General features: G+C 43.6%; 20 protein-coding genes. 10 read left to right on the top strand and 10 right to left on the bottom strand.

Translation table 11 applies throughout. The annotated features are described in order from the left end of the window. Nucleotides 1-103: 103 nt before the first annotated feature. The 5 genes from V7O67_RS01035 to V7O67_RS01015 all read right to left on the bottom strand — a co-directional run bounded on the left by V7O67_RS01035 (nucleotide 104) and on the right by V7O67_RS01015 (nucleotide 6,679). The gene (locus tag V7O67_RS01035) at nucleotides 104-1,048 is read right to left on the bottom strand and encodes an IS5 family transposase (protein WP_342303665.1); all 945 of its coding nucleotides are present in this window, start codon (nucleotides 1,046-1,048) and stop codon (nucleotides 104-106) included. Nucleotides 1,049-1,148: 100 nt separating this feature from the next. Further along, complete coding sequence (locus V7O67_RS01030) at nucleotides 1,149-1,607, bottom strand: bifunctional nuclease family protein (protein WP_406670568.1); 459 nt, start codon at nucleotides 1,605-1,607, stop codon at nucleotides 1,149-1,151. A 64-nt stretch (nucleotides 1,608-1,671) separates the two neighbouring features. After that, entirely contained in the window at nucleotides 1,672-5,310 is a 3,639-nt protein-coding gene (locus tag V7O67_RS01025; protein ID WP_342303871.1) for a hydantoinase B/oxoprolinase family protein, read from the bottom strand. Nucleotides 5,311-5,399: 89 nt separating this feature from the next. After that, entirely contained in the window at nucleotides 5,400-6,059 is a 660-nt protein-coding gene (locus V7O67_RS01020; protein ID WP_342303872.1) for a protein-L-isoaspartate O-methyltransferase, read from the bottom strand. Continuing rightward, on the bottom strand, nucleotides 6,026-6,679 hold the full coding sequence (locus tag V7O67_RS01015; protein ID WP_406670567.1) for an HVO_0476 family zinc finger protein: 654 nt from the start codon (nucleotides 6,677-6,679) through the stop codon (nucleotides 6,026-6,028). Before V7O67_RS01015 ends, V7O67_RS01020 begins: the two co-directional genes overlap by 34 nt. 256 nt (nucleotides 6,680-6,935) lie before the next feature. On the opposite strand from V7O67_RS01015, the gene V7O67_RS01010 reads away from it, so the two are divergent. From V7O67_RS01010 to V7O67_RS01000, 3 genes are read left to right on the top strand one after another with little or no spacing between them, the layout of a single operon-like run. Further along, on the top strand, nucleotides 6,936-7,685 hold the full coding sequence (locus V7O67_RS01010; protein ID WP_406670566.1) for a hypothetical protein: 750 nt from the start codon (nucleotides 6,936-6,938) through the stop codon (nucleotides 7,683-7,685). Nucleotides 7,686-7,737: 52 nt separating this feature from the next. Continuing rightward, the gene (locus V7O67_RS01005; RefSeq protein WP_406670565.1) at nucleotides 7,738-8,001 is read left to right on the top strand and encodes a hypothetical protein; all 264 of its coding nucleotides are present in this window, start codon (nucleotides 7,738-7,740) and stop codon (nucleotides 7,999-8,001) included. 6 nt (nucleotides 8,002-8,007) lie between these two features. Continuing rightward, complete coding sequence (locus V7O67_RS01000; protein WP_406670563.1) at nucleotides 8,008-8,538, top strand: winged helix-turn-helix transcriptional regulator; 531 nt, start codon at nucleotides 8,008-8,010, stop codon at nucleotides 8,536-8,538. A gap of 27 nt (nucleotides 8,539-8,565) precedes the next feature. Here V7O67_RS01000 and speB read toward each other — a convergent pair whose 3' ends face one another. From speB to V7O67_RS00975, 5 genes are all read right to left on the bottom strand, one after another. Next, entirely contained in the window at nucleotides 8,566-9,435 is an 870-nt protein-coding gene (gene speB / locus V7O67_RS00995; protein WP_406670562.1) for an agmatinase, read from the bottom strand. A gap of 27 nt (nucleotides 9,436-9,462) precedes the next feature. Further along, nucleotides 9,463-9,846 (bottom strand): translation initiation factor IF-5A, encoded by a 384-nt coding sequence (locus V7O67_RS00990; RefSeq protein WP_406655796.1) that lies wholly within the window; start codon nucleotides 9,844-9,846, stop codon nucleotides 9,463-9,465. Between the two features lie 159 nt (nucleotides 9,847-10,005). Next, on the bottom strand, nucleotides 10,006-11,715 hold the full coding sequence (locus V7O67_RS00985) for an aldehyde ferredoxin oxidoreductase family protein (protein ID WP_342303879.1): 1,710 nt from the start codon (nucleotides 11,713-11,715) through the stop codon (nucleotides 10,006-10,008). 33 nt (nucleotides 11,716-11,748) lie between these two features. Next, nucleotides 11,749-12,135, bottom strand: a complete 387-nt coding sequence (locus V7O67_RS00980) for a methylated-DNA--[protein]-cysteine S-methyltransferase (protein WP_342303880.1) — start codon at nucleotides 12,133-12,135, stop codon at nucleotides 11,749-11,751. Continuing rightward, nucleotides 12,116-12,874 carry a matrixin family metalloprotease gene (locus tag V7O67_RS00975; RefSeq protein ID WP_342303882.1) on the bottom strand — a complete coding sequence of 253 codons (759 nt, stop codon included), beginning with the start codon at nucleotides 12,872-12,874 and terminating at the stop codon, nucleotides 12,116-12,118. Before V7O67_RS00975 ends, V7O67_RS00980 begins: the two co-directional genes overlap by 20 nt. A gap of 69 nt (nucleotides 12,875-12,943) precedes the next feature. On the opposite strand from V7O67_RS00975, the gene V7O67_RS00970 reads away from it, so the two are divergent. The 7 genes from V7O67_RS00970 (at nucleotide 12,944) to V7O67_RS00940 (ending at nucleotide 19,359) form a co-directional block, all read left to right on the top strand. Continuing rightward, nucleotides 12,944-13,573, top strand: a complete 630-nt coding sequence (locus V7O67_RS00970) for a hypothetical protein (RefSeq protein ID WP_406670561.1) — start codon at nucleotides 12,944-12,946, stop codon at nucleotides 13,571-13,573. A 25-nt stretch (nucleotides 13,574-13,598) separates the two neighbouring features. Next, a complete protein-coding gene (locus V7O67_RS00965; protein ID WP_406670560.1) occupies nucleotides 13,599-13,796 on the top strand; it encodes a hypothetical protein in 198 nt (65 codons plus the stop codon). Between the two features lie 218 nt (nucleotides 13,797-14,014). Next, on the top strand, nucleotides 14,015-15,634 hold the full coding sequence (gene atwA, locus V7O67_RS00960; protein ID WP_406670559.1) for a methyl coenzyme M reductase system, component A2: 1,620 nt from the start codon (nucleotides 14,015-14,017) through the stop codon (nucleotides 15,632-15,634). Between the two features lie 21 nt (nucleotides 15,635-15,655). Next, entirely contained in the window at nucleotides 15,656-17,212 is a 1,557-nt protein-coding gene (locus tag V7O67_RS00955) for a methanogenesis marker 3 protein (RefSeq protein ID WP_406670558.1), read from the top strand. 1 nt (nucleotide 17,213) lies between these two features. Continuing rightward, a complete protein-coding gene (locus V7O67_RS00950; RefSeq protein ID WP_342303885.1) occupies nucleotides 17,214-17,648 on the top strand; it encodes a methanogenesis marker 6 protein in 435 nt (144 codons plus the stop codon). A 9-nt stretch (nucleotides 17,649-17,657) separates the two neighbouring features. After that, nucleotides 17,658-18,125 carry a methanogenesis marker 5 protein gene (locus tag V7O67_RS00945; RefSeq protein WP_406670557.1) on the top strand — a complete coding sequence of 156 codons (468 nt, stop codon included), beginning with the start codon at nucleotides 17,658-17,660 and terminating at the stop codon, nucleotides 18,123-18,125. After that, nucleotides 18,118-19,359, top strand: a complete 1,242-nt coding sequence (locus V7O67_RS00940) for a methanogenesis marker 15 protein (RefSeq protein WP_406655776.1) — start codon at nucleotides 18,118-18,120, stop codon at nucleotides 19,357-19,359. Before V7O67_RS00945 ends, V7O67_RS00940 begins: the two co-directional genes overlap by 8 nt. Nucleotides 19,360-19,361: the final 2 nt, after the last annotated feature.

The raw sequence follows: 19,361 nt of genomic DNA, 5'->3' as shown, positions 1-19,361 counted from the left end.
TTAGATCATTAAAGTATTCAAACTCAATTATATCCTCTCATTTTTTATCATTTTGTTTAATTTCTCTTCATTAATCCTTATTTTTAGTATAGCTCCCGCTATCCTAAATTACTCCTTTGGTTTTTAGTGTCCTCAATTGATGCAGATTAAAACAAAAAGCTGTCATCAACATTTTTGCATTCACTCTTTCTACAGTTGTAACAAGAACCTTTCTGGTTTTAAATATTTCTTTTGTCACTGCATACACTCTTTCGCAAGGGACTCTTTTCACACTTATTCTTTCATTTCTGAGGATATCCATTATTCCTAAAGGATGTCCTCTTACAGCTCGTTGCATTGTTGCTGCAAAACCTTTTGCTATTGCTCCAAAATATCCTTTATCTCTATACACCACTTCACCCTTTTCAGACAGATCAACCTGTGAATCGTGAAGTGATGCAGTTGTTGTCTCAAATCTTCTGATTAGTTCATAATCCTTATCAATAATTGTATGAAGTTTGTATCCAAAGTGAGATTTACCATTTTTCTTAGTCCAGGTTCCATCTTTGCTTCTTCTTGTTTTCGCATCTTTTCCTCTGAGTACATCTGCTTTTGCATGTCCTGGATCTGAGTGAATAAAAGTTGCATCCTGGATCATTCCTTTTTTAATCTTCAAACCAAGAGCATCAAGCTGATTCTGCATTTCATCCCACACCGCTTTTTCTTTACCATTGTCGATAATTCTCTTCCTGAATGACCAGACAGTTGTACTGTCTGGTACATATTCAGGAAATCCCAGGAATTTCCTAAAGGATATCCTGTCAATACACTGCTTTTCAAGCTCAGCATCAGAAAGACCATGCCATTGTTGCAGAACAAGCATCTTGAACATTACAATAACATCAGCTTCAGGCCGTCCGCCTGAAGCTGTTCTGTTTATGTACATTGACTCCAGAATAGGGCGAAAAGGCTTCCAATCTACTAAATATTCAATTTCAGCAAGCTTATCTCCGACAGATTGGAGACGCTTATATTCTTCATTTAAGGCAAAATCAGTAAAAGAATCCATAATAGTAAATTTGCTTTGCTATTATTTAAATTTTATTAAATTGTATGGGTATTGATGGTAGTTTATCGAAATCCTCTATACTTTTTTGGGTAAGGCGGGTCTAAACAATTCCCGTAATTGCCTTAGATCCCTGGAAATTTTCCTTAGAGATGGAATCGTCGTTAAAAACATCCTCGTTTATCATAATGACTGCATCATTTCTCAGGGCAATAGCAATACAATCACTTGGCCTTGCATCAAACTCCATGCTAACGCCGTCCACTTTCAGCGTTATCCTGGCATAGTAGATATTATCGACCTTCTCATCAATCAGTACTCTATCAACCTTTGCACCCAGTCTTTCAAGTATAGACACGATAAGATCATGCGTCATAGGTCTTGGCATGGTCTCGTTCTTCATCACTGAATTAATTGACAGCGCTTCTGACTGGCCTATATGTATTGGCATAAGGAGGCCATCTTCATCTTCAAGCATAAGAGCAGGAACAGCCTTCCCGAAGATGTTGATCATGAACACCCCTTTAACAGTAACTTTTTTTATATTATTCTCAGAGTTCATTGACACCGGCCTTTTCCTTCTTTCTTTTTAGTTTATAAGATGCACAGCTGCTTTATCAGTATCATTACTTAACTCTTTCTTTTTTACCAAACCCACCTGCTCCGGGGGTCTCCACCACAAACAAGTCTCCTTTTCTCATATCAACAAGAGCTCTTCCTCCAAGTTCCTCAATATCTCCGTCCATATCTTCATTTCCACCTGCCCGCAAAACATAGTTGTGCCCGACCTTCCCATTCTCTCCGCCATTCAAACCCGCCGGAGGGAATTTCCTGTGGCTCGAAATGACGGCCGCTCTCATTGGTCTGAGGAACCGTATCTTCCGAACAACTCCGCACCCTCCGTTATATTCTCCTTCACCACCACTGCCTTCCCTGACAGAGAACTCCTCAAGCCTCACAGGGAATCTCCATTCCAGCACCTCCGGGTCGGTAATCCTGGAATTGGTCATATGGGTCTGTACAGCGTCAGTGCCATCAAATCCATTTCCTGCTCCAGAACCACCGCAAATGGTCTCGTAATACTGGAATTCATCATCTCCAAAAGTGAAATTGTTCATGGTGCCCTGTGATCCTGCCATCACTCCAAGCGCCCCGAAAAGCGCATCAACGATATACTGAGAAGTCTCAACATTCCCCGCCACCACAGCTGCAGGGTATTCAGGGTTCAGTATGCTCTTTTCAGGGATACTTATCTCAAGAGGACGCAGGCAGCCTTCATTAAGTGGAATATCCTTCTCCACCAGTGACCTGAACACATAAAGCACCGCAGCCTTACACACAGCCACCGGAGCATTCAAATTTCCAGGATGCTGCCCGGAAGTTCCGGCAAAGTCGATGTGTGCTGCTCTCTTCTTGTGGTCAATACTGACCTTCACGTGTATAGCCGTCCCATCATCAAAGGAAAGTGAGAAATTCCCGTTCTTCAGTACTTCGATAACTCTTCTCACAGATTCTTCGGCATTGTCCATGACATGTCTCGTGTATGCCTGCACCGTTTCCATAGAAAAGTGCTCCACAAGCTTTTCCAGTTCCCTGACTCCTTTCTCATTAGCAGCTACCTGTGCCTTCAGATCCGCAATATTCTGGAAAGGATTACGTGCCGGGTATTTGCCGGAAAGCAACCATTCTTGGACCTCATCTTCAAGGAACTTTCCACAGGATACGATTATCTGTCCTTTTGTCAGCACTCCTTCCTCCTCTATGTGCCTGCTCTCAGGTGGTATGGACCCCGGAGTCACTCCACCAATATCAGCATGATGTCCTCTGGAAGCCACAAAGAATGCAAGCTCATTTTCATGAAACACAGGGGTAATAACTGTAATGTCAGGTAGATGCGTCCCGCCTTCAAAGGGAGAATTGAGCATGAAAACATCTCCTGATTTCATATCAGGGAACTTCCTGAAAATCGATTTGACACTCTCACCCATGGAACCGAGATGGACAGGTATATGAGGCGCGTTGGCTATGAGATTTCCCTCCCCATCAAAAAGCGCACATGAAAAGTCAAGCCTTTCTTTGATATTGACTGAATAAGATGTATTCTGGAGTGTGTACCCCATCTGCTGTGCAATGGACATGAATCTGTTATTGAATATCTCAAGCATCACAGGCTCAGCTTCAGTACCAATCGACTCCCTCTTTGGCAGAGCACTCACTCTTTCAAGCACCAGTTCCTGGTTCTCTGTAAGCTCAGCCTCCCAGCCCGGTTCGATTACAACAGTAGTATTTGTTTCCACAATAATGGAAGGTCCTTTAATTTTAGTTTCTGACACAAGTTTTTCTCTTCTGTAAATAGGCGTTTTATGTGGTTCGCCGCAAGTGTACATAATCATATCAGGCAACCTGTCTCCCTCTTCTGAAGCAACATTGGGGATGGTGGATTTCCGCATAGTTTCCCCTGAACCGATTATCTCTGTGGAAACCGCTTCTATAACCAGTTCCTTGTTATCCATGATAAAGCCGAAACGGTTCTTATGCTCATTCTCAAAAGACCTTTTAATCTTTTTTTCATTATCAAGGTCAACAATAATGGAAGTCCCAGCATCACGGTATTTGACATGGACTTTATGCAGTGCACTGATGTCATCCTCCGAAACACCCTGAATCCGCATTTCTTCCTTGCCGCTCATTTCCATTTCAGTGGCAATGCCCCGGAGTTCTGCTATAAGTTTTCTCTCAAGCTTTTTCTCTACAGCATGCTCTTTCATAATACGCTGGTCTGCAAGTCCCATTCCGTATGCGGAAAGCACTCCTGCAAACGGGTGTATCAGTATTTTCTTAATATTCAGTGCATCCGCAACACCACATGCATGCTGGGCACCTGCTCCGCCAAAGCAGCAAAGGACGTAATCCTTTGTGTCATACCCGCGCTGGATTGATATTTTTTTGATAGCGTTTGCCATATTTTCAATGGCTATTTTCAAAAAACCTTCAGCCACCTGCTCAGCACTGTGTTCCTCTCCTGTAAATGAACTGACATCTTCTGCAAGGGCTGAAAATTTATCTATCACAACATCAGAATTAAGTGGCATGTCTGCACTGTGGCCGAATACATGTGGGAAATGTTGTGGGTCTATCTTGCCAAGCATCAGGTTACAATCGGTAATTGTGAGTGGACCTCCCTTGCGATAACATGCAGGCCCCGGCTCGGAACCTGCAGAATCCGGCCCGACCGTGAATCTTCCGGCATCGAAATGAAGTATTGATCCTCCACCTGCTGCCACGGTGTGAATATAGAGCATTGGAGAGCGCAGGTGAACTCCGGCAATCTCCGTTTCAAAACTTCTCTCATATTCTCCGTTGTAATGGGCCACATCTGTGGAAGTTCCACCCATGTCGAAAGTGACCACTTTCTCAAAACCTGCCATGCCGGATGTTTCCACAGCTCCTACAATTCCGCCGGCAGGTCCGGACAGAATGCAGTCCTTGCCCCTGAATTGAGTAGCTTCGATCAGTCCGCCGTTGGACTGCATGAACATGAGTTTGGTATTGTCTCCTCCAGTTTCAAGGGTGCTTGCTATCATGTCGATATATCTTCGTAGCACAGGGGAAAGGTAAGCATCCACAACAGTTGTTTCCCCGCTGCTTATGAGTTTCATAAGAGGGCTCACTTCGTGTGAAAGTGATATCTGCGTAAAACCGATTTCCTTTGCAATCTCCTTAAGCTGCAGCTCATGTTCCGGGTAACGATATGCATGCATCAGTACAATGGCAATCGAACGAATTCCCTGAGAATATATTCTCTCTAGTTCCCTGCACGAGTTCTCCGTATCAAGGCTAATCAACTCCTCACCTGATGCATTGTAACGTTCCTTAACCTCGATGATCTTGTCATAGAGCAGCTCCGGTAGTTCTATCTTCAAAGCGAAGATATCAGGTCTGTTCTGGTATCCAATTCTCAAAGCATCCATGAAACCTTCTGTGATTACCAGTGCAGTAGTTTCTCCCTTTCGTTCAAGCAATGCATTCGTCCCAACAGTTGTTCCCATCTTGATGGATGATATCATTTCCGTTGGCAGGTTGGACTTTGGGTCTATCCTGAGTATGGTCCTTATTCCATGCATTGCAGCATCTGTATAGTGTTCCGGGTCTACTGACAGTAGTTTGTGTGCAAGCAACTGTCCATCAGGTTTCCGGGCAACAATATCTGTGAATGTGCCGCCTCTGTCTATCCAGAATTGCCAGTTTTCTTTTTTTGAGGACATCGTTCTTTCATACCATAATCTGATTATTATAAAATATGCTCTGCTAAATAAGCATAAAATATTAAAAATGTTTTTGCGGTAAAAATGAATTATCTATGGCTTGTGAATAGATTGTAACCGTGGTCACCAACAAGTGGTACGAATATCACTCCGCCTCTGTTTTCCTTTGTAATTTCACCATTCATGGATTTCCTGACAAGGTATAGGTTTTGGTAGGTATCACCTTCAGGCAGGACCATGATACCGCCGGGGTTTAGCTGCTCCAAAAGAGGTTTTGGCGTTTCAGGTGCTGATGCAGTTACACATATCCTGTTATAGGGTGCATGCTCAGGATAGCCCAGCGAACCATCGGCCAGTATAACTTCCACATTGGAATATCCGGCTCTTTCCAGATTCTCCCTTGCAAATCTGGCTAGCGGTTCACGACGCTCAATAGAATAGACTTGTCCATTTTTACCAATTATCTCCGCCATGACTGCTGCATTGTAACCTGAGCCTGCACCGATCTCAAGTATTGTCTGCCCTTCCTGAAGCTCAAGAAGGTCACACATCATGGCAACCATGTGGGGTGCTGATATTGTCTGCGCGTGTCCTATGGGTAATGGACTGTCAACATAGGCACGTGATACATGTATAGAAGGTACAAAATGATGTCTTGGTACCTTCTTCATCGCTCTTAGAGTTCTTTCACTGGTTCCTTGTTTTTTGAGAGATTTTACCAGGAGCGACCTTTCCCTTTCATACTCCATGCAGTTTTTCCTTCTCCCCAGTTCGGTCTCACAATTTCTTCTGCAAATATCCTTTTAATGAACTTTGCCTCAACTGCCATGCCGGTACTAGATTCAAGACTACTGTCTCTTATTTTTATCTTCTTGATCCTCACTTTAGTCTTGTCAACGATTTCCTCTTTACCGATAATGAATTCGTATCCTCCGGGTACTCTTTTTATAAGAGCTTCTGTGCTTTTTCCCCGGTGGATGGCGATTTTAACAGCAACTTCATCGATAGCCCTGCCCCATATCGTACTTATCTCTGCGGCATTTGCTTTTTCCAGTCTTTTATCTCCTGACTCGATGGAAGTTATCAGGACCGGAAATACTTCATCAGATTCTCCGTCATCGACAATTATCTCATCATCGATGTTGACATCTTCTTCTGATGTCATTTTGGTCATCTGTGTAAAAGATTTATCGCCTTTACTGATTATTACTTTTATGTTGAATGTCTTTGGTTTTTCAAATTTGGTTGGGTGGACATTCCCGCATTCCTGGCACTGTACGATAATGTTCTGGCCTGACTTCAATACATCATGAGGCACCTCTATTTTAGGTGAACATGACGGACATACAACTTCTACTTCTTCGTTCATAATCTCAATAATATCATTGTCCGGTGGATGTAAATAATTAACTGCATAGTATGTTGTTTTAGTGTTGTTTCATGATACTGCGAATATAATTTTTCCTGTTTTGAATTTGTCTTGATTATCTATTTTTTTAGCATTATTCGATTGTTCGAAGTTTGTATTAATATTCGATGACTGTACCAGAATCGTTAATATAAGACACAACAAAGATTGAATTGAAAACCTTTGATCTGTCCGGAGGAGAAAAGGGAGGTTTAATATGAAACGAAAACTGGTAAGAAATATCGTGGTGCTTTTTTTGGGAGTGGTACTTGTAATGGTATCCGGGTGTACTGATACCTCGTACTCTGAAGATGCATCTGAAGAAGGATTGGAAGATCCTTATAATCCAGAAATAGACCCTGCGAATTTTGTAGAAGAAATCGACAATCCCTATCTGCCGTTTGAACCCGGTACTACCTTTGTCTATGAAGGAGAGTCTGATGGAGAAACTATAGATGTTGAAATCTATGTCACCAACCAGACAAAGGAAGTTATGGGTGTGACTACCACTGTTATCAGGGAACGCGAGTGGGAGGATGGAGAACTGGTAGAGGATACTTTTGATTGGTTTGCGCAGGATAAAGATGGAAATGTCTGGTATTTCGGTGAGGATTCAAAAGAAATTGAAGATGGTGAGGTTGTTAGTACCGCAGGTTCCTGGGAAGCTGGTGTAGACGGTGCACAGCCTGGAATCATAATGAAAGCTGACCCACAGCCAGGTGATGTCTACAGGCAGGAATACTATGAAGGTGAAGCCGAGGATATGGCAGAAGTACTCAGCCTTGAAGCATCTGTAACGGTTCCATATGGTTCATTTGAGAACAGTCTTCAAACAAGGGAATGGACTCCTCTTGAGCCCGGAGTCGAGGAAAACAAGTATTATGCCAGTGGTGTCGGCCTGCTTCTTGAAGAAGCTGTAGAGGGCGGAGATGGAAGGCTGGAGCTTGTTGAGATAACTACCGAATGAAAGGAAGACAATTGTCTTTCTTTTTATTTTTATCAGGAGGTGACATTCTTATATGGAAATTGACAATATGATAGTCTTGCTATCAAGCATACTTGCTCTGCTGCTTTTTACAATCTCACTTTTTGCCTATCTCAGGGAGCGAAGAAAGAAACTGCTAATGGTCACTGCAGCCTTTTTCTTCTATTTCCTTATGGGATTTCTTGATGCTTCGGAATCTTTTTTCCCTGTAATTGGCGAGAAGCTTGAGATATGGAGCAGTATCCTCAACTTTGTCGTACTGTTATTGTTCTTCTCTGCGATGCTGACAAAAGAGTAGGTTCCAATGGAATTAGATCTCGATACCAGGAAAAGGATTTTTGAAGCAATAAGGGCCTCGCCGGGAATACATCTGCGTGAGCTTGAAAGATGTCTTAGCATGGCGGTTGGTAGTCTTCAGTATCATCTACATTACCTGGAGAAGAGAAACTTGATTTTACAGATAAAGGATGAACAATTTGTTCGCTATTTTATCAAAGATAAAGAACTGGATGCTAACGACCGGAAGGTACTGTCATTTTTAAGAAAGAAGGCTTGCAGGCATATTCTGATGAGCCTTATAGAAGAGCCGGGTATGAACAATAAAGACCTGTCTTCAGCTATTTCTCTTTCTCCGTCAACTGTTTCCTGGCATCTTAATAAGTTAGTTGCTTCAGGAATTGTACAAAAGACTGTTAATGGAAGAGAAAGCAACTTTGAGGTTGTTGACGCTGATAATGTTGCAGGGCTTATGATTACTTATAAAGGGAGTTTCTTCGACAAACTGCTTGATAATTTCATTGAGATGTGGGAACTGGAAAGAAAAAAGAGTGAATGATCAAACGCATGTGATATGTTTTTACTTCTATTTCTCACTTGCAGCATGGGCTGCGATGAATTCCCTGAGAAGCTTAGTGCCTAGCAGGGCGCTTTGTCCGTTATCATATTCGGGTGCAATTTCTACAATATCAAAGCCCACTGACCGTGGTGCAAGGGCGTGTATGATCTCCCTTACCTCAATATCGCTGAGCCCGAAGGGTTCGGGTGTGCCGAGGCCGGGAGCATATGCAGGATCAAGCGCATCCATATCTAGCGAGAGGTATATCTTCGAGTATCCCAGGTAATCGATAACTTCTGAGAGCACTTTTCTGATTCCCTTTTCACGGACGTCGTCGGGAGTGTAGTATTTGATATCGTTCTCCCTTGCAAAGTCCCACTCTTCCCTGGAACCACTGCGAACGCCGATGGTAACATATTTGTCTGTTACCTCGTTCAGGACATGTCGTGAGACGCATGCGTGGCTATATTTTACACCACTGTACTCTTCGCGTAGGTCGAAGTGTGCATCCAGTACCACAAAGCCGATATCCTCATCTGCATGTCTGGCACATGCCTTCACACATGGGAGAGTGAGTGAGTGTTCCCCGCCAAGCATGATGGGTAGCTTTCCATCCGTAACTATTGGTTCCACGGCGGGAAAAAGCTCTTCCAGGGTTTCATCTACTGTTGTGTAGTGCTCAAGGTTACCTGCATCATGTATCAGCAGATCTTCATAATCAATATCAAAATAAGCGTTGTAGGTCTCGAAGTTTGCAGACGCCTGCCTCATGGCATCAGGTGCCCAGCGGCTTCCTGACCTGTAGGATGAGGTTCCGTCAAAAGGGACGCCGAATATCACATATCTTGCAGATTCATAGTCTGCAAGGGCGTCCATCATTTCAGGTTTGTAAAACATAATAGAAAAAGCAGGAAATGGGAACGATCATCTCAGATCGATCTTCATCTTGCCCATTGCAGTAAGGTAGGTAATCTCTTCTCCCTCGTTAACCCTGTCCTTGTATTCTTCGGGGACGGTTATTTCAAAGGTGGAAAAGTCACCCATGTCCATAAGCTGGGCAATGTTGCCTGATACGCTAAGAACCTGTGCGGTCTTCCTTTCGACTATAGGTACGTATACTTTGTCTGAGATCGGGCCTACAATGGATCTTTTTTGTCCGTCAAAGAGACCGATTACATCAATTCTTGCTTTTGCAGAACCGTGCTTTCCTGGTTTTGACTTGGATATACTTTTGATTGTACAGGGTTCATCGTCAACGATGACGTATTTTCCTTCTTTAAGCTCTTTTACTTCAACTTGCACTTTCATTTTATAATCCTCCATAATTGTAATAATAATTTATGAGCTTAAACGGTATATTGGTATAATTCTTAATGCTATATATGAACTTAACCTTTGATTCTGCATAAATTGAGGGAAATAATGGCAAATACGTAAAAAAGATGAACATATTTTGTTCTTTTTTTGTCATCTGCCTCTGACAATGTTAAGTTCGCTCAGTTTTTCCTCTTCCGGTATGCCAGCATCATCCCATCCTCTGAAGTGATAGTAATCTGAGATTGATTCTTCAAATTCTTCCCGGTCTATTCCGTCCTTTGCAAAGAATCTTTCAGGAAGGATGTCATCCTTTGTGGAAAATCCTGCCTTCAAATTGAACAGTCTTTCAAGGTTGTAGATTCTCTCTCCAGCAAGTAGCATTTCCTCTGCAGAATATTTTTTTCCGGTAACATGACTGAGCAGTGCAGCAAGTTCAACCTCTCCGATGGCAAGCATGGAGAAAGGACACATAACCAGTGAATCAATTGCCGCTGTGAGGTTCTGGAAATGCTGCACAAGAGCAGCCTTACCGTTAAATGAATTTCTGTCAAGCAACACCGGCTTTCCCATTATCTCGGGAGCTGCCATAAAAGCGCTAAGATGAGATCCTCCGGTGTTGGATGTTGCGTAGGCTATGGCCATACCTGCCATTTCTCTGGGGTCGTATCCAGGAAGTTCAAGTCCCTTGACTGCGGTGCTGTATTCCTCTTTTTCCACAGAACACAAATATGCTTGTGAGCCCTTGCAGACATCATGTCTTCCATTTCCTATTTCCAGTATGAGTCCTTTTAATTCATCCATTTTCATCCATAGATTTACTTCCATGTATGCTGCAATGGATGCACTACAGGAGATCGGGTCCAGCCCGTAATCAAAACAGAGGCTGTCCATTTCTCTTATAATTTCCATGTCATCGTTACCAATATTTGGTCCGAAAGCCCATATGGAATCATAATCAGGTACCGGTTGGCCATCTTCTGAAGTTCTCCTGCAGCTAACAGGACATGCATAACAGGGTGCCTGGAGCATTTTGTATTTTTTGTTGATGACTTCGCCTGAGAGTTTCTCTGCACCGGAGAAATTCTTTTTTCCGAAATTGTGTGCGGGAAGAATTCCCATGTAGTCAAAAAGGTCAGTAAATGCGGAACTTCCATATTTTTGAAGGCCTTTGGAAGCCGGTGGATTTGCCACAAGCAATTTATTTGTTTTTTCGACAACTTCTTCAAAGGCAACAGGCTCTGCTATCTGGACAACGTTGGTTCCCTTTACAACTATTGCCTTGAGGTTTTTTGAGCCTGCCACGGCACCATGCCCGCCACGTCCACTGGAGTACATGCGGTCGTTGATGATATTTGCCATACTGACAAGTTTCTCTCCTGCTTTTCCTATGCATGCAACCTTACCTTTCATTTCAAGCAATGCAGTGGTCTCTGCGGTATTTTTTCCCAAGAGATGCCCGGCAGGTAGTATTTCAACTTCCTCATCATAAATATTGAGATAAACAGGTCTTTCAGCTTTTCCTTTTATTACAAGGGCATCGATGCCTGCAAATTTTAGCTCGGCGCCAAAGTGTCCTCCGCCATTGGAGCTGAAGATCGTGGATGTAAGTGGAGATTTGCATGTGACAGTGAAGTGTCCCGACATAGGGCTTGAAGTCCCTGTAAGTGGTCCGGTAGTAAAAATAAGAGGATTATCAGGACTGAAAGGGTCAAGTTCAGCATCTGCAAACTCTTCCATCAACCTGCAACCGAGCCCACGTCCGCCGATGAACTGTTCAACATATGACTTCTTCGTTTTCGTTTCTGCGACCGAGTTGTTCCCCAGGTCCACGATTACTGTTCTTCCTGTCCATCCAAACATTTTCTTCACCAGAAGTTATTTTCTTCTACACTTTTAATATAAACTTTCTTTTTCTTTATAATCATCTTCCATCTTTAGCATCTTCTTCTTCAGCTCAACCTTTTCGCCGCAGGTCTCTCCACAAAAACCGCCTATTCCTGAAGATGATACTACACGGTGACAGGGTATGATTATAGGATATGGATTTTTGGCAACTGCACCACCAACAGCCCTGGCAGCACCTTCGTTTCCGATTCTGCAGGCAAGTTCCTGATAAGTTACTGTTTCGCCATAAGGTATCTTTCTTACTTCCTCCAGGACCTTGCGCTGGAATTCCGTAAGTTCATAGAGGTCAAGCTCATAATCTGAGAAGTCGATATTTTCGCCACCAAAATACCTCAATATTGCCTGGAATACTGTTTTATCTCTCATTTTTGTCATTGGTGAAAACCTCCTTCTCGAGCTCTTTTCTCTTTTTCTTGTAGTGAAGCCATCCGGTTCCGTGGTATGAGACTACAAGAATGGCGATAATTACCATCAGCAGAAGCAGAGGCCATGTGGAATGGAGTAGCAGAGGGTTGACATCCTGCTTGATGTCATAGGTAGGGAACATGATATCATTTCTATCATTACTGTGCCCAAGTCCAAGTGCGTGGCCCAGTTCATGTGTTGCTATATCTTTCATGGTGCTGTCTCCGTATTGGACCCATGAATATCCTTTGTAATTTCCGGTTTCCAGTACGATATCAGCACGCTCAAACTTGCCATTCACCACATATGGTCTTGTAAACCCGGCAACACCATTCTCAACCCCTGCATCCTTTTCGAGATTCTCTACCCACATTATCAGTATATCAGCATTGTCAACATCAACGATCTCAAAAACAGGCTGGTAGTCCAGCTGTCCGTTTCCACCGCTTTCCCAGTATTCCAATGCATTCTCCACATCTGTCCTGTAACTTGGGCTGTAATGCTCAGGAATCTCGCTGTCGTCAATATAAACGGTGATTGGACTGTGATTCCAAGGATCAGGGTTCAATATAACTATCTCTGTATCCGAATTGTTAAAACTCTCTGAGACAAAAGCCAGTGCAATAAATATTATCAGGACAATTATTATCCGGTTCATTTTCGTCATGGCAGTTATCCTGAAAATTGTTGCTGCTTGCATATTAGTCATTTGGCACTTTTCCTGCCTGATCTGGAAGTCTATAAGCAAACGTATATTTGATAAATACAATCAGAATCTATGAAAAAACGTGTTGCTGTTGTCTTCGATAGTGCCGGGACACTGTTGCATATGTATCGTGTTGCAAAGGAAATGAGCACCGGTTCTATTCTTGAAGATATACAGACCACACTTCTTGTGGCTGAGAAGGCCAATCAGGCACTTGTCGTTATACGCACATGCTTTGATGATATCAGACGGTGTGATCCTGATATGGAGCTGCATGATTTTATTGACCAATATGATATCGACCTTGGTATAAGTTGCTCAAGCAGTCCTTTCAGGCTGGATGATGTATACGGTATAATAAAGGAGAACCAAACGAAGGTAAGTGATCTTAGTGATGTGGTCTCTCTTGTAAAAGGTCGTTGTCCAAATGTGTTTTACATTGCAGCAGGGCTTATTGTGGATTCTCGGGAAAATCTGGTACCTTATGTTCTTAGCACTGGTGGGCAGATGTATTCCAAAACATCTGTGGCAATCAAACTCCTGAAGGAACTTGGTACTGATATTTACATCGCTTCGGGGGACGATGCGCAGAACCTCAAAGGACTTGCCTCATCTCTGGATATTCCCATGCGGGATGTTTTTGCAGTTGCCACAACGCACGACAAAGAAACAATTGTTGAAAATCTTAAGATAAACATATGATCTTGTGGTGATGGTGGGGGACGGAATGAACGATATTCTTGCGTTGAAGGCCGCTGATGTAGGTATTCTCTCATTACAACAAGGAGATGAAAGGCCGCCGGTCCTTGTGGATGCAGCGGATATTATCATAGGCAATATAATCGATGTGGTTGACATTGTAAAAAACATGGGCGGGCATGCAACATTAGAAAATCAGTATCAATATACGGTTTTTAGAAGTTAACAGCGCTAAATATATGCGTTATGTTTATGTAGTGAGTTCAATAATCCAAGTGTAATCTATTTAAAAAAATCATTAAAATGTTGCCACCTGGATTATGTGGAATTTATCCATCTAGTTTTGTATGCACTATGCAAAACCGTTAAGTAATTTGTGCATATATGCATAGAAACATATAATGGACAGTAGACCCCATGCATCCAGTAGGCGGAGGTAATCGTATGGCAGTATTTATCGAGGTCAAAGACCTTTCACTGGAATTCGACGGTGTTAAAGTTCTGAAAAATATCAACCTGAATATCAATGAAGGCGAAGTACTGGGTATTCTGGGAAGAAGCGGTTCAGGCAAAACTGTGCTGATGCACGTTCTGCGTGGAGTCGAGGAGTATGAAGGCATTAGTGGTGAGGTTATCTATCATCTTGCCAGGTGTGAAAAATGTGGTCATGTAGAGCCTCCGAGCAAGGTGGGACAGGAATGCCCCCATTGCAGTGGCGAAACTTTAAAATCGTTCGATGCTGATTTTGTTAAACTCTCACTTCATGATTCCAAAAGAAGAGATATCACCAAAAGGATCGCTATCATGCTCCAGCGTACCTTCGCTCTTTATGGTGATGACAGGGTCATTGCCAATGTGGTGAATTCTCTCACGGAAATCGGTGTAAACAGTGAGGATGCACTTGGCAAGGCAGTGGATTTGCTGGAGAAAGTGGAACTTTCCCATCGTATGATGCATGTTGCCCGTGATCTGAGCGGTGGTGAGAAACAGAGGGTCGTACTGGCACGCCAGCTTGTAAGGGATCCCATGCTTCTGATTGCGGATGAGCCCACAGGAACCCTTGATCCCCGGACTGCAAGGGTTGTACATGACGTTATCGAGAAGGCTGTAAAGGACTACAATATGACTATGGTGATCACATCCCATTGGTCCGATGTTGTAGAGGACCTTGCAGACAAGGCCATAATACTGGAAGAAGGTGCCATAGTCAGTGAGGGCTCCCCCGCAGATGTTGCAAAGGAATTCATGCAGCGTGTATGTGTTGTGGAAAAGAATTGTGATGTCAGGGTAGGTGACCCGCTTATCAAGGTCGAGAACCTGGTCAAAAAATATATCTCCGTTACCAGAGGTGTAGTCTACGCTGTTGATGATGTCTCTTTCGAGGTAAATGAAAGTGAGATTTTCGGGCTCGCAGGTACGAGTGGTGCAGGAAAGACGACAACTTCTGAAATACTCATGGGAATCGTACAGCCGACAAGTGGCGAGGTCCAGGTAAGAGTAGGTGATGAATGGGTAGATATGAAGAAGCCAGGACCTGAATGCAGGGGCCGCGCATTACAGTACATGGGTATATTGCACCAGGAATATGGCCTGTACAATCACAGGACTATTATTGATAATCTTACGGAGTCCATCGGCATTGACCTGCCTTATGAGCTTGCCGTCAGGAAAGCCATTAATACTTTGATGTCGACCGGTTTTACTGAAGAGAAAGCAAAATCTATATTATCAAAGATGTCAGATGAGATCAGTGAAGGAGAAAGGCACAGGGTAGCCCTTGCCCAGATACTGATGAAAGAGCCGGTTATAGTTGTGATGGATGAACCGACAGGTACCATGGATCCAATTACAAAGAAAGAAGTAACAAAATCTATCCTGATGGCACGTGAAAATATGGGTGACACATTTGTCATAGTTTCCCACGATATGGATTTCCTTCAGGAGATATGTGACCGTGTTGCTCTTATGAGAAACGGCAAAATCGTAGATGTCGGTGAGCCTGATGTTGTCCTTGCAGAGCTTACTGATGAAGAACGTATGGAAGCAGCTGCACCAGAACCATGACATTTTGAGAATATTACGGAGGTGTTTGACACGAGTGATGAAATTAAGGTGGAGATCAATGGTTACGAAATCAAGTTGCTGGAAGGTTCAACCCTTGAAGATGCGATTAAGGTGTCAAATGCCCCTCACAGAAAAGGTACGGCAGTAGGAATACTTATCGAGAAAGAGGACTTGAAGTCACAGGCTTCTGTTGAATACCTTGTGAAGACATCCAAAGGTGAGTTCAAGATAGAACTCCTGGATGTTTCCTCTCTTTCTTCAAAAAGATGGGTGTCTATTTTTAACGATTTTATTGACATACCTGTTCGCTGGACGAGCAAAGATGCTCTGGCATTCGGGCCATTTAGTACGGATATGGAACCTGTCCGTGGTAGTACTGATATGGAACGGTTCACTTTGCTTTTCGGTGCAGGCGGCGGCGATGCCGCTAATACTCATATCATTATTAGCAAGACAAAACACTCATCAGAATATGGTGCTCCCGAAGGTGGTACATTTGCAAGACTTATAAGCGGAAAACACGTTCTTTCTGACCTTGACAAGGGCGACAGAATATTGTCAATAGAACCTGTTGTCGAATGGGAGAAAGCAGGTGAACACATCAGTACCACAGACCTTTCGGTTAAACTGGAGAGTGGCTCTAAAATATTCACATATGTTGAAATTGAGATCGATTCCCTGGCACCTGAGGGCGCAGAGTTCTTTTTTGCTGTAACCCGGGACGGTACTTTCAACATAGATTTTGTATCAAGTTCCTTTATATCCGATCATCGGTTCCAGGGTGAGCTAGTGACTTACGAGAACTTTGAATCCCGGTCAACTGGGTCTGTTTTTGTGAGGACTGTGGGATATGGCGCAGGAAAGCTATACATTTCCATAGATGATCGTACATCCTCTATTATGCACTCTGTAATAGGTCATGTTACCAAGGGCATTGAATTTGTAAGGATGGCACAGAGTGGTCAGAAAATAATGATAGACTCGGCTCCAGAGCCAATAATGTTGCTTGGTATGACCAATAAGGATGCTAAAGAGGAAATGATCTCTCTTGGAATTGGGATCACCGTGGAAGGTTATACGGAAGATGACGGGTTTATTGTTAAACAAACACCTGCAACAACGATTGGGATCATGCAGGGCACAGAGGTCACTGTACAGGGTGTCGATCCGGAAATGCTTGTGACAATCGAGCTTTATGATGATCTTGCTCCAAAAACACTTGACTTCTTCAGACATGCCGTGGGTCTCCAGTATAATCCGGTTGGTGTCCTCCCTATAATGATGACGTATGAGAATACTTACATCTTCAAAGCCGAGAAGCCAGCTGAAAAATATAAGGAGATATTCCCCGAGAACATCCCTAAAAAGACTCTTTCAGGTGAGATCGGTGTCACGAACCAGGTTGCAAAGCGCGCCGGTATGGTGGGTGTCAAAACTACAGATGATGATCTTTTCGGACCTACAGGGGAGAGGTTTGCAAACACTAATATTATCGGGAAGATACTTGAAATTGATAAACTCAAGCATTTCAAGGACGGAGATGTAATGTATATCCTTGAACGCAGCAGGGAGGAATAAAATGGGTGAAGGTAATGGAGATATCATAACGAAACTCGTTGTCATGAGCTCAGACAATGTACTGCCGATAGACGCTGCTATGCATATATACGAATCTAATACTGATATTGTCATAAAGGAAACATGTTTTGGCACCATGGTCACAGGTCCCAGAGATGCTGTGGATAAAGTGGTGAACGAGGTTGTGGATCTTGATAAGAATCGTATCTTTGTAAAAGAGAGAGGTTTCCCTCCGGGAGATGAAAGGCGCTGCCGTGCTTCCCGTGGTGGTGGTGCAAGGCCTGGATTCTATTTCCTGAAGGAAGAGTCAATGATGCTTCCAATGATTGGAAAAGCCCTCGATAAATATGACAAAAACGTTCCTCTCAAGGAGACCGAACACAAGAAAAGGCTTGAAGTGAAAGATCTTCAGGACATAATCGAATCTACTCAATGAGGCATTATAATGGCAAAAGTTATCATATACCCTACAAACAGTCTGATCCTTTCTGACCTGGTCCAGAGGTTCGGTCACACACCTATTGCAATGATGGAAAAGATCAAGGAAAAGATATCAACTGTTGGTGTGGATTCACCTCCCCTGAATATCACTGCGGAAGAACCAAAAACAGGTCTGAAGTATGCGGCTGTAGAGGTTCCGGCAGGTGTCAGGGGAAGAATGGCTCTCGTTGGACCTATGATCGAGCAGGCTGAGGCTGGTATCATTGTCGGTGAGACACCCATGGCTTTTGGCTGTATGGGTTGTGCACGCACCAATGAATTGACGAAGTTCCTTATCAGGGAACGTGATATGCCTGTCCTTGAGCTTGATTTTCCGGAATCTGATGACGGGGGTCAGGAATTCGTGTACAAGATCGGTGAGTTCCTCAAATCCCTGCCTAAAAATGAAAAGGAAGGTCAACAGAATGAGTGACGAAGCAGTTGTAAAAGTGGCCTTGGTGTCCTGTGGTTCTGAGTATGCCGGAGTGCACGGTGAACTTGAATCTGTTGCAAAATCTGTCAACGCCAAGCTTGTATATCCCGAAATAGATGTTTCTTCCCTGGACACAATTGGGAAGGAATTCGGTATCGAGGCGGCAAGTCCTGATCTGCGTCTTATGATGTCAAGGGCAAAGGCTGTTGTAGAGGGCATTGCAGATGTGGATGGTGTTTTCATTACATCATGTTTCAGGTGTGCAGAGGCTGCCATAGTCAGGAACGAGGTAAGACGCTATATTCACAAACATTCGGATCTACCTGTTATCAGCTATTCTTTCACCGAACGTACCACAGCCGCGACCCTGATGACACGTATGGAAGCCCTGACTACCATTGCAAGGCGCAGGCATCTGCTTGCAAGGGAACACCAGACGGGTCTTACCGCAGGAATTGATTCGGGTTCCACTACGACCAAGGCAGTGATAATGAAAGATGATAAGATCCTTGGTTCCGGCTGGGTGCCAACTATAAAGGTAATTGAAAGTGCCACTGAAGCCTTCGACCATGCACTTGAGGAAGCAGGTGTCAAACGTGAGGATATACAGGCTTTAGGGACAACCGGGTACGGTCGCTTCCTGATAGGCGAACATTTCAATGCCCAGCTTGTACAGGAAGAAATCACTGTGAACTCCAAGGGAGCTGTATACCTGGCCGATAAACAAAAGGGTTCAGCTACTGTTATTGATATTGGTGGTATGGACAACAAGGCCATATCCATAGAGGATGGCATACCGGGCATGTTTACCATGGGAGGTATCTGTGCCGGTGCATCAGGCCGTTTCCTGGATATGACTGCCAAGAGACTGGGTGTAGATATCACCGAACTCGGGGCACTTGCGGTAAAAGGTATGCAGGATAAAGTAGACATGAACAGTTACTGTATTGTTTTCGGAATCCAGTCACTGGTAAATTCTCTTGCCAAAGGTGCAACACCTGAGGATGTTGCTGCTGCTGCCTGTCATAGTGTTGTTGAACAGATTTTCGAACAGCAGTTGCAGGAAGTGGATGTCAAGGAACCACTTATTCTTGTGGGCGGTTCATCCCTTATTGAAGGTGTTCCCAAGGCACTTAGCGAACTGCTTAAGATAAAAGTGCTTGTTCCTCCGAACTCTCACCTTATCGGTGCGGTGGGAAGTGCTTTGCTTGCATCAGGATATGTGGAGGAATAACT

Source organism: Methanolobus sp. ZRKC4 (genome assembly GCF_045291305.1).
Classification (GTDB): domain Archaea; phylum Halobacteriota; class Methanosarcinia; order Methanosarcinales; family Methanosarcinaceae; genus Methanolobus.
This window is presented reverse-complemented; position numbering and strand designations above follow the sequence as displayed.

Bases quoted from the DNA above. Each gene is read 5' to 3' on its own strand.
- V7O67_RS00970 (WP_406670561.1), top strand. From the start codon at position 12,944: ATGAAAAAACGTGTTGCTGTTGTCTTCGATAGTGCCGGGACACTGTTG.
- V7O67_RS00975 (WP_342303882.1), bottom strand. From the start codon at position 12,874: ATGACTAATATGCAAGCAGCAACAATTTTCAGGATAACTGCCATGACG.
- V7O67_RS01025 (WP_342303871.1), bottom strand. From the start codon at position 5,310: ATGTCCTCAAAAAAAGAAAACTGGCAATTCTGGATAGACAGAGGCGGC.
- V7O67_RS01010 (WP_406670566.1), top strand. From the start codon at position 6,936: ATGAAACGAAAACTGGTAAGAAATATCGTGGTGCTTTTTTTGGGAGTG.
- V7O67_RS00985 (WP_342303879.1), bottom strand. From the start codon at position 11,715: ATGTTTGGATGGACAGGAAGAACAGTAATCGTGGACCTGGGGAACAAC.
- V7O67_RS01030 (WP_406670568.1), bottom strand. From the start codon at position 1,607: ATGAACTCTGAGAATAATATAAAAAAAGTTACTGTTAAAGGGGTGTTC.
- V7O67_RS01005 (WP_406670565.1), top strand. From the start codon at position 7,738: ATGGAAATTGACAATATGATAGTCTTGCTATCAAGCATACTTGCTCTG.
- V7O67_RS00945 (WP_406670557.1), top strand. From the start codon at position 17,658: ATGGCAAAAGTTATCATATACCCTACAAACAGTCTGATCCTTTCTGAC.
- speB (WP_406670562.1), bottom strand. From the start codon at position 9,435: ATGTTTTACAAACCTGAAATGATGGACGCCCTTGCAGACTATGAATCT.
- V7O67_RS00940 (WP_406655776.1), top strand. From the start codon at position 18,118: ATGAGTGACGAAGCAGTTGTAAAAGTGGCCTTGGTGTCCTGTGGTTCT.
- atwA (WP_406670559.1), top strand. From the start codon at position 14,015: ATGGCAGTATTTATCGAGGTCAAAGACCTTTCACTGGAATTCGACGGT.
- V7O67_RS00990 (WP_406655796.1), bottom strand. From the start codon at position 9,846: ATGAAAGTGCAAGTTGAAGTAAAAGAGCTTAAAGAAGGAAAATACGTC.
- V7O67_RS00965 (WP_406670560.1), top strand. From the start codon at position 13,599: ATGAACGATATTCTTGCGTTGAAGGCCGCTGATGTAGGTATTCTCTCA.
- V7O67_RS01035 (WP_342303665.1), bottom strand. From the start codon at position 1,048: ATGGATTCTTTTACTGATTTTGCCTTAAATGAAGAATATAAGCGTCTC.
- V7O67_RS01020 (WP_342303872.1), bottom strand. From the start codon at position 6,059: ATGGAGTATGAAAGGGAAAGGTCGCTCCTGGTAAAATCTCTCAAAAAA.
- V7O67_RS00950 (WP_342303885.1), top strand. From the start codon at position 17,214: ATGGGTGAAGGTAATGGAGATATCATAACGAAACTCGTTGTCATGAGC.
- V7O67_RS01015 (WP_406670567.1), bottom strand. From the start codon at position 6,679: ATGAACGAAGAAGTAGAAGTTGTATGTCCGTCATGTTCACCTAAAATA.
- V7O67_RS00980 (WP_342303880.1), bottom strand. From the start codon at position 12,135: ATGACAAAAATGAGAGATAAAACAGTATTCCAGGCAATATTGAGGTAT.
- V7O67_RS01000 (WP_406670563.1), top strand. From the start codon at position 8,008: ATGGAATTAGATCTCGATACCAGGAAAAGGATTTTTGAAGCAATAAGG.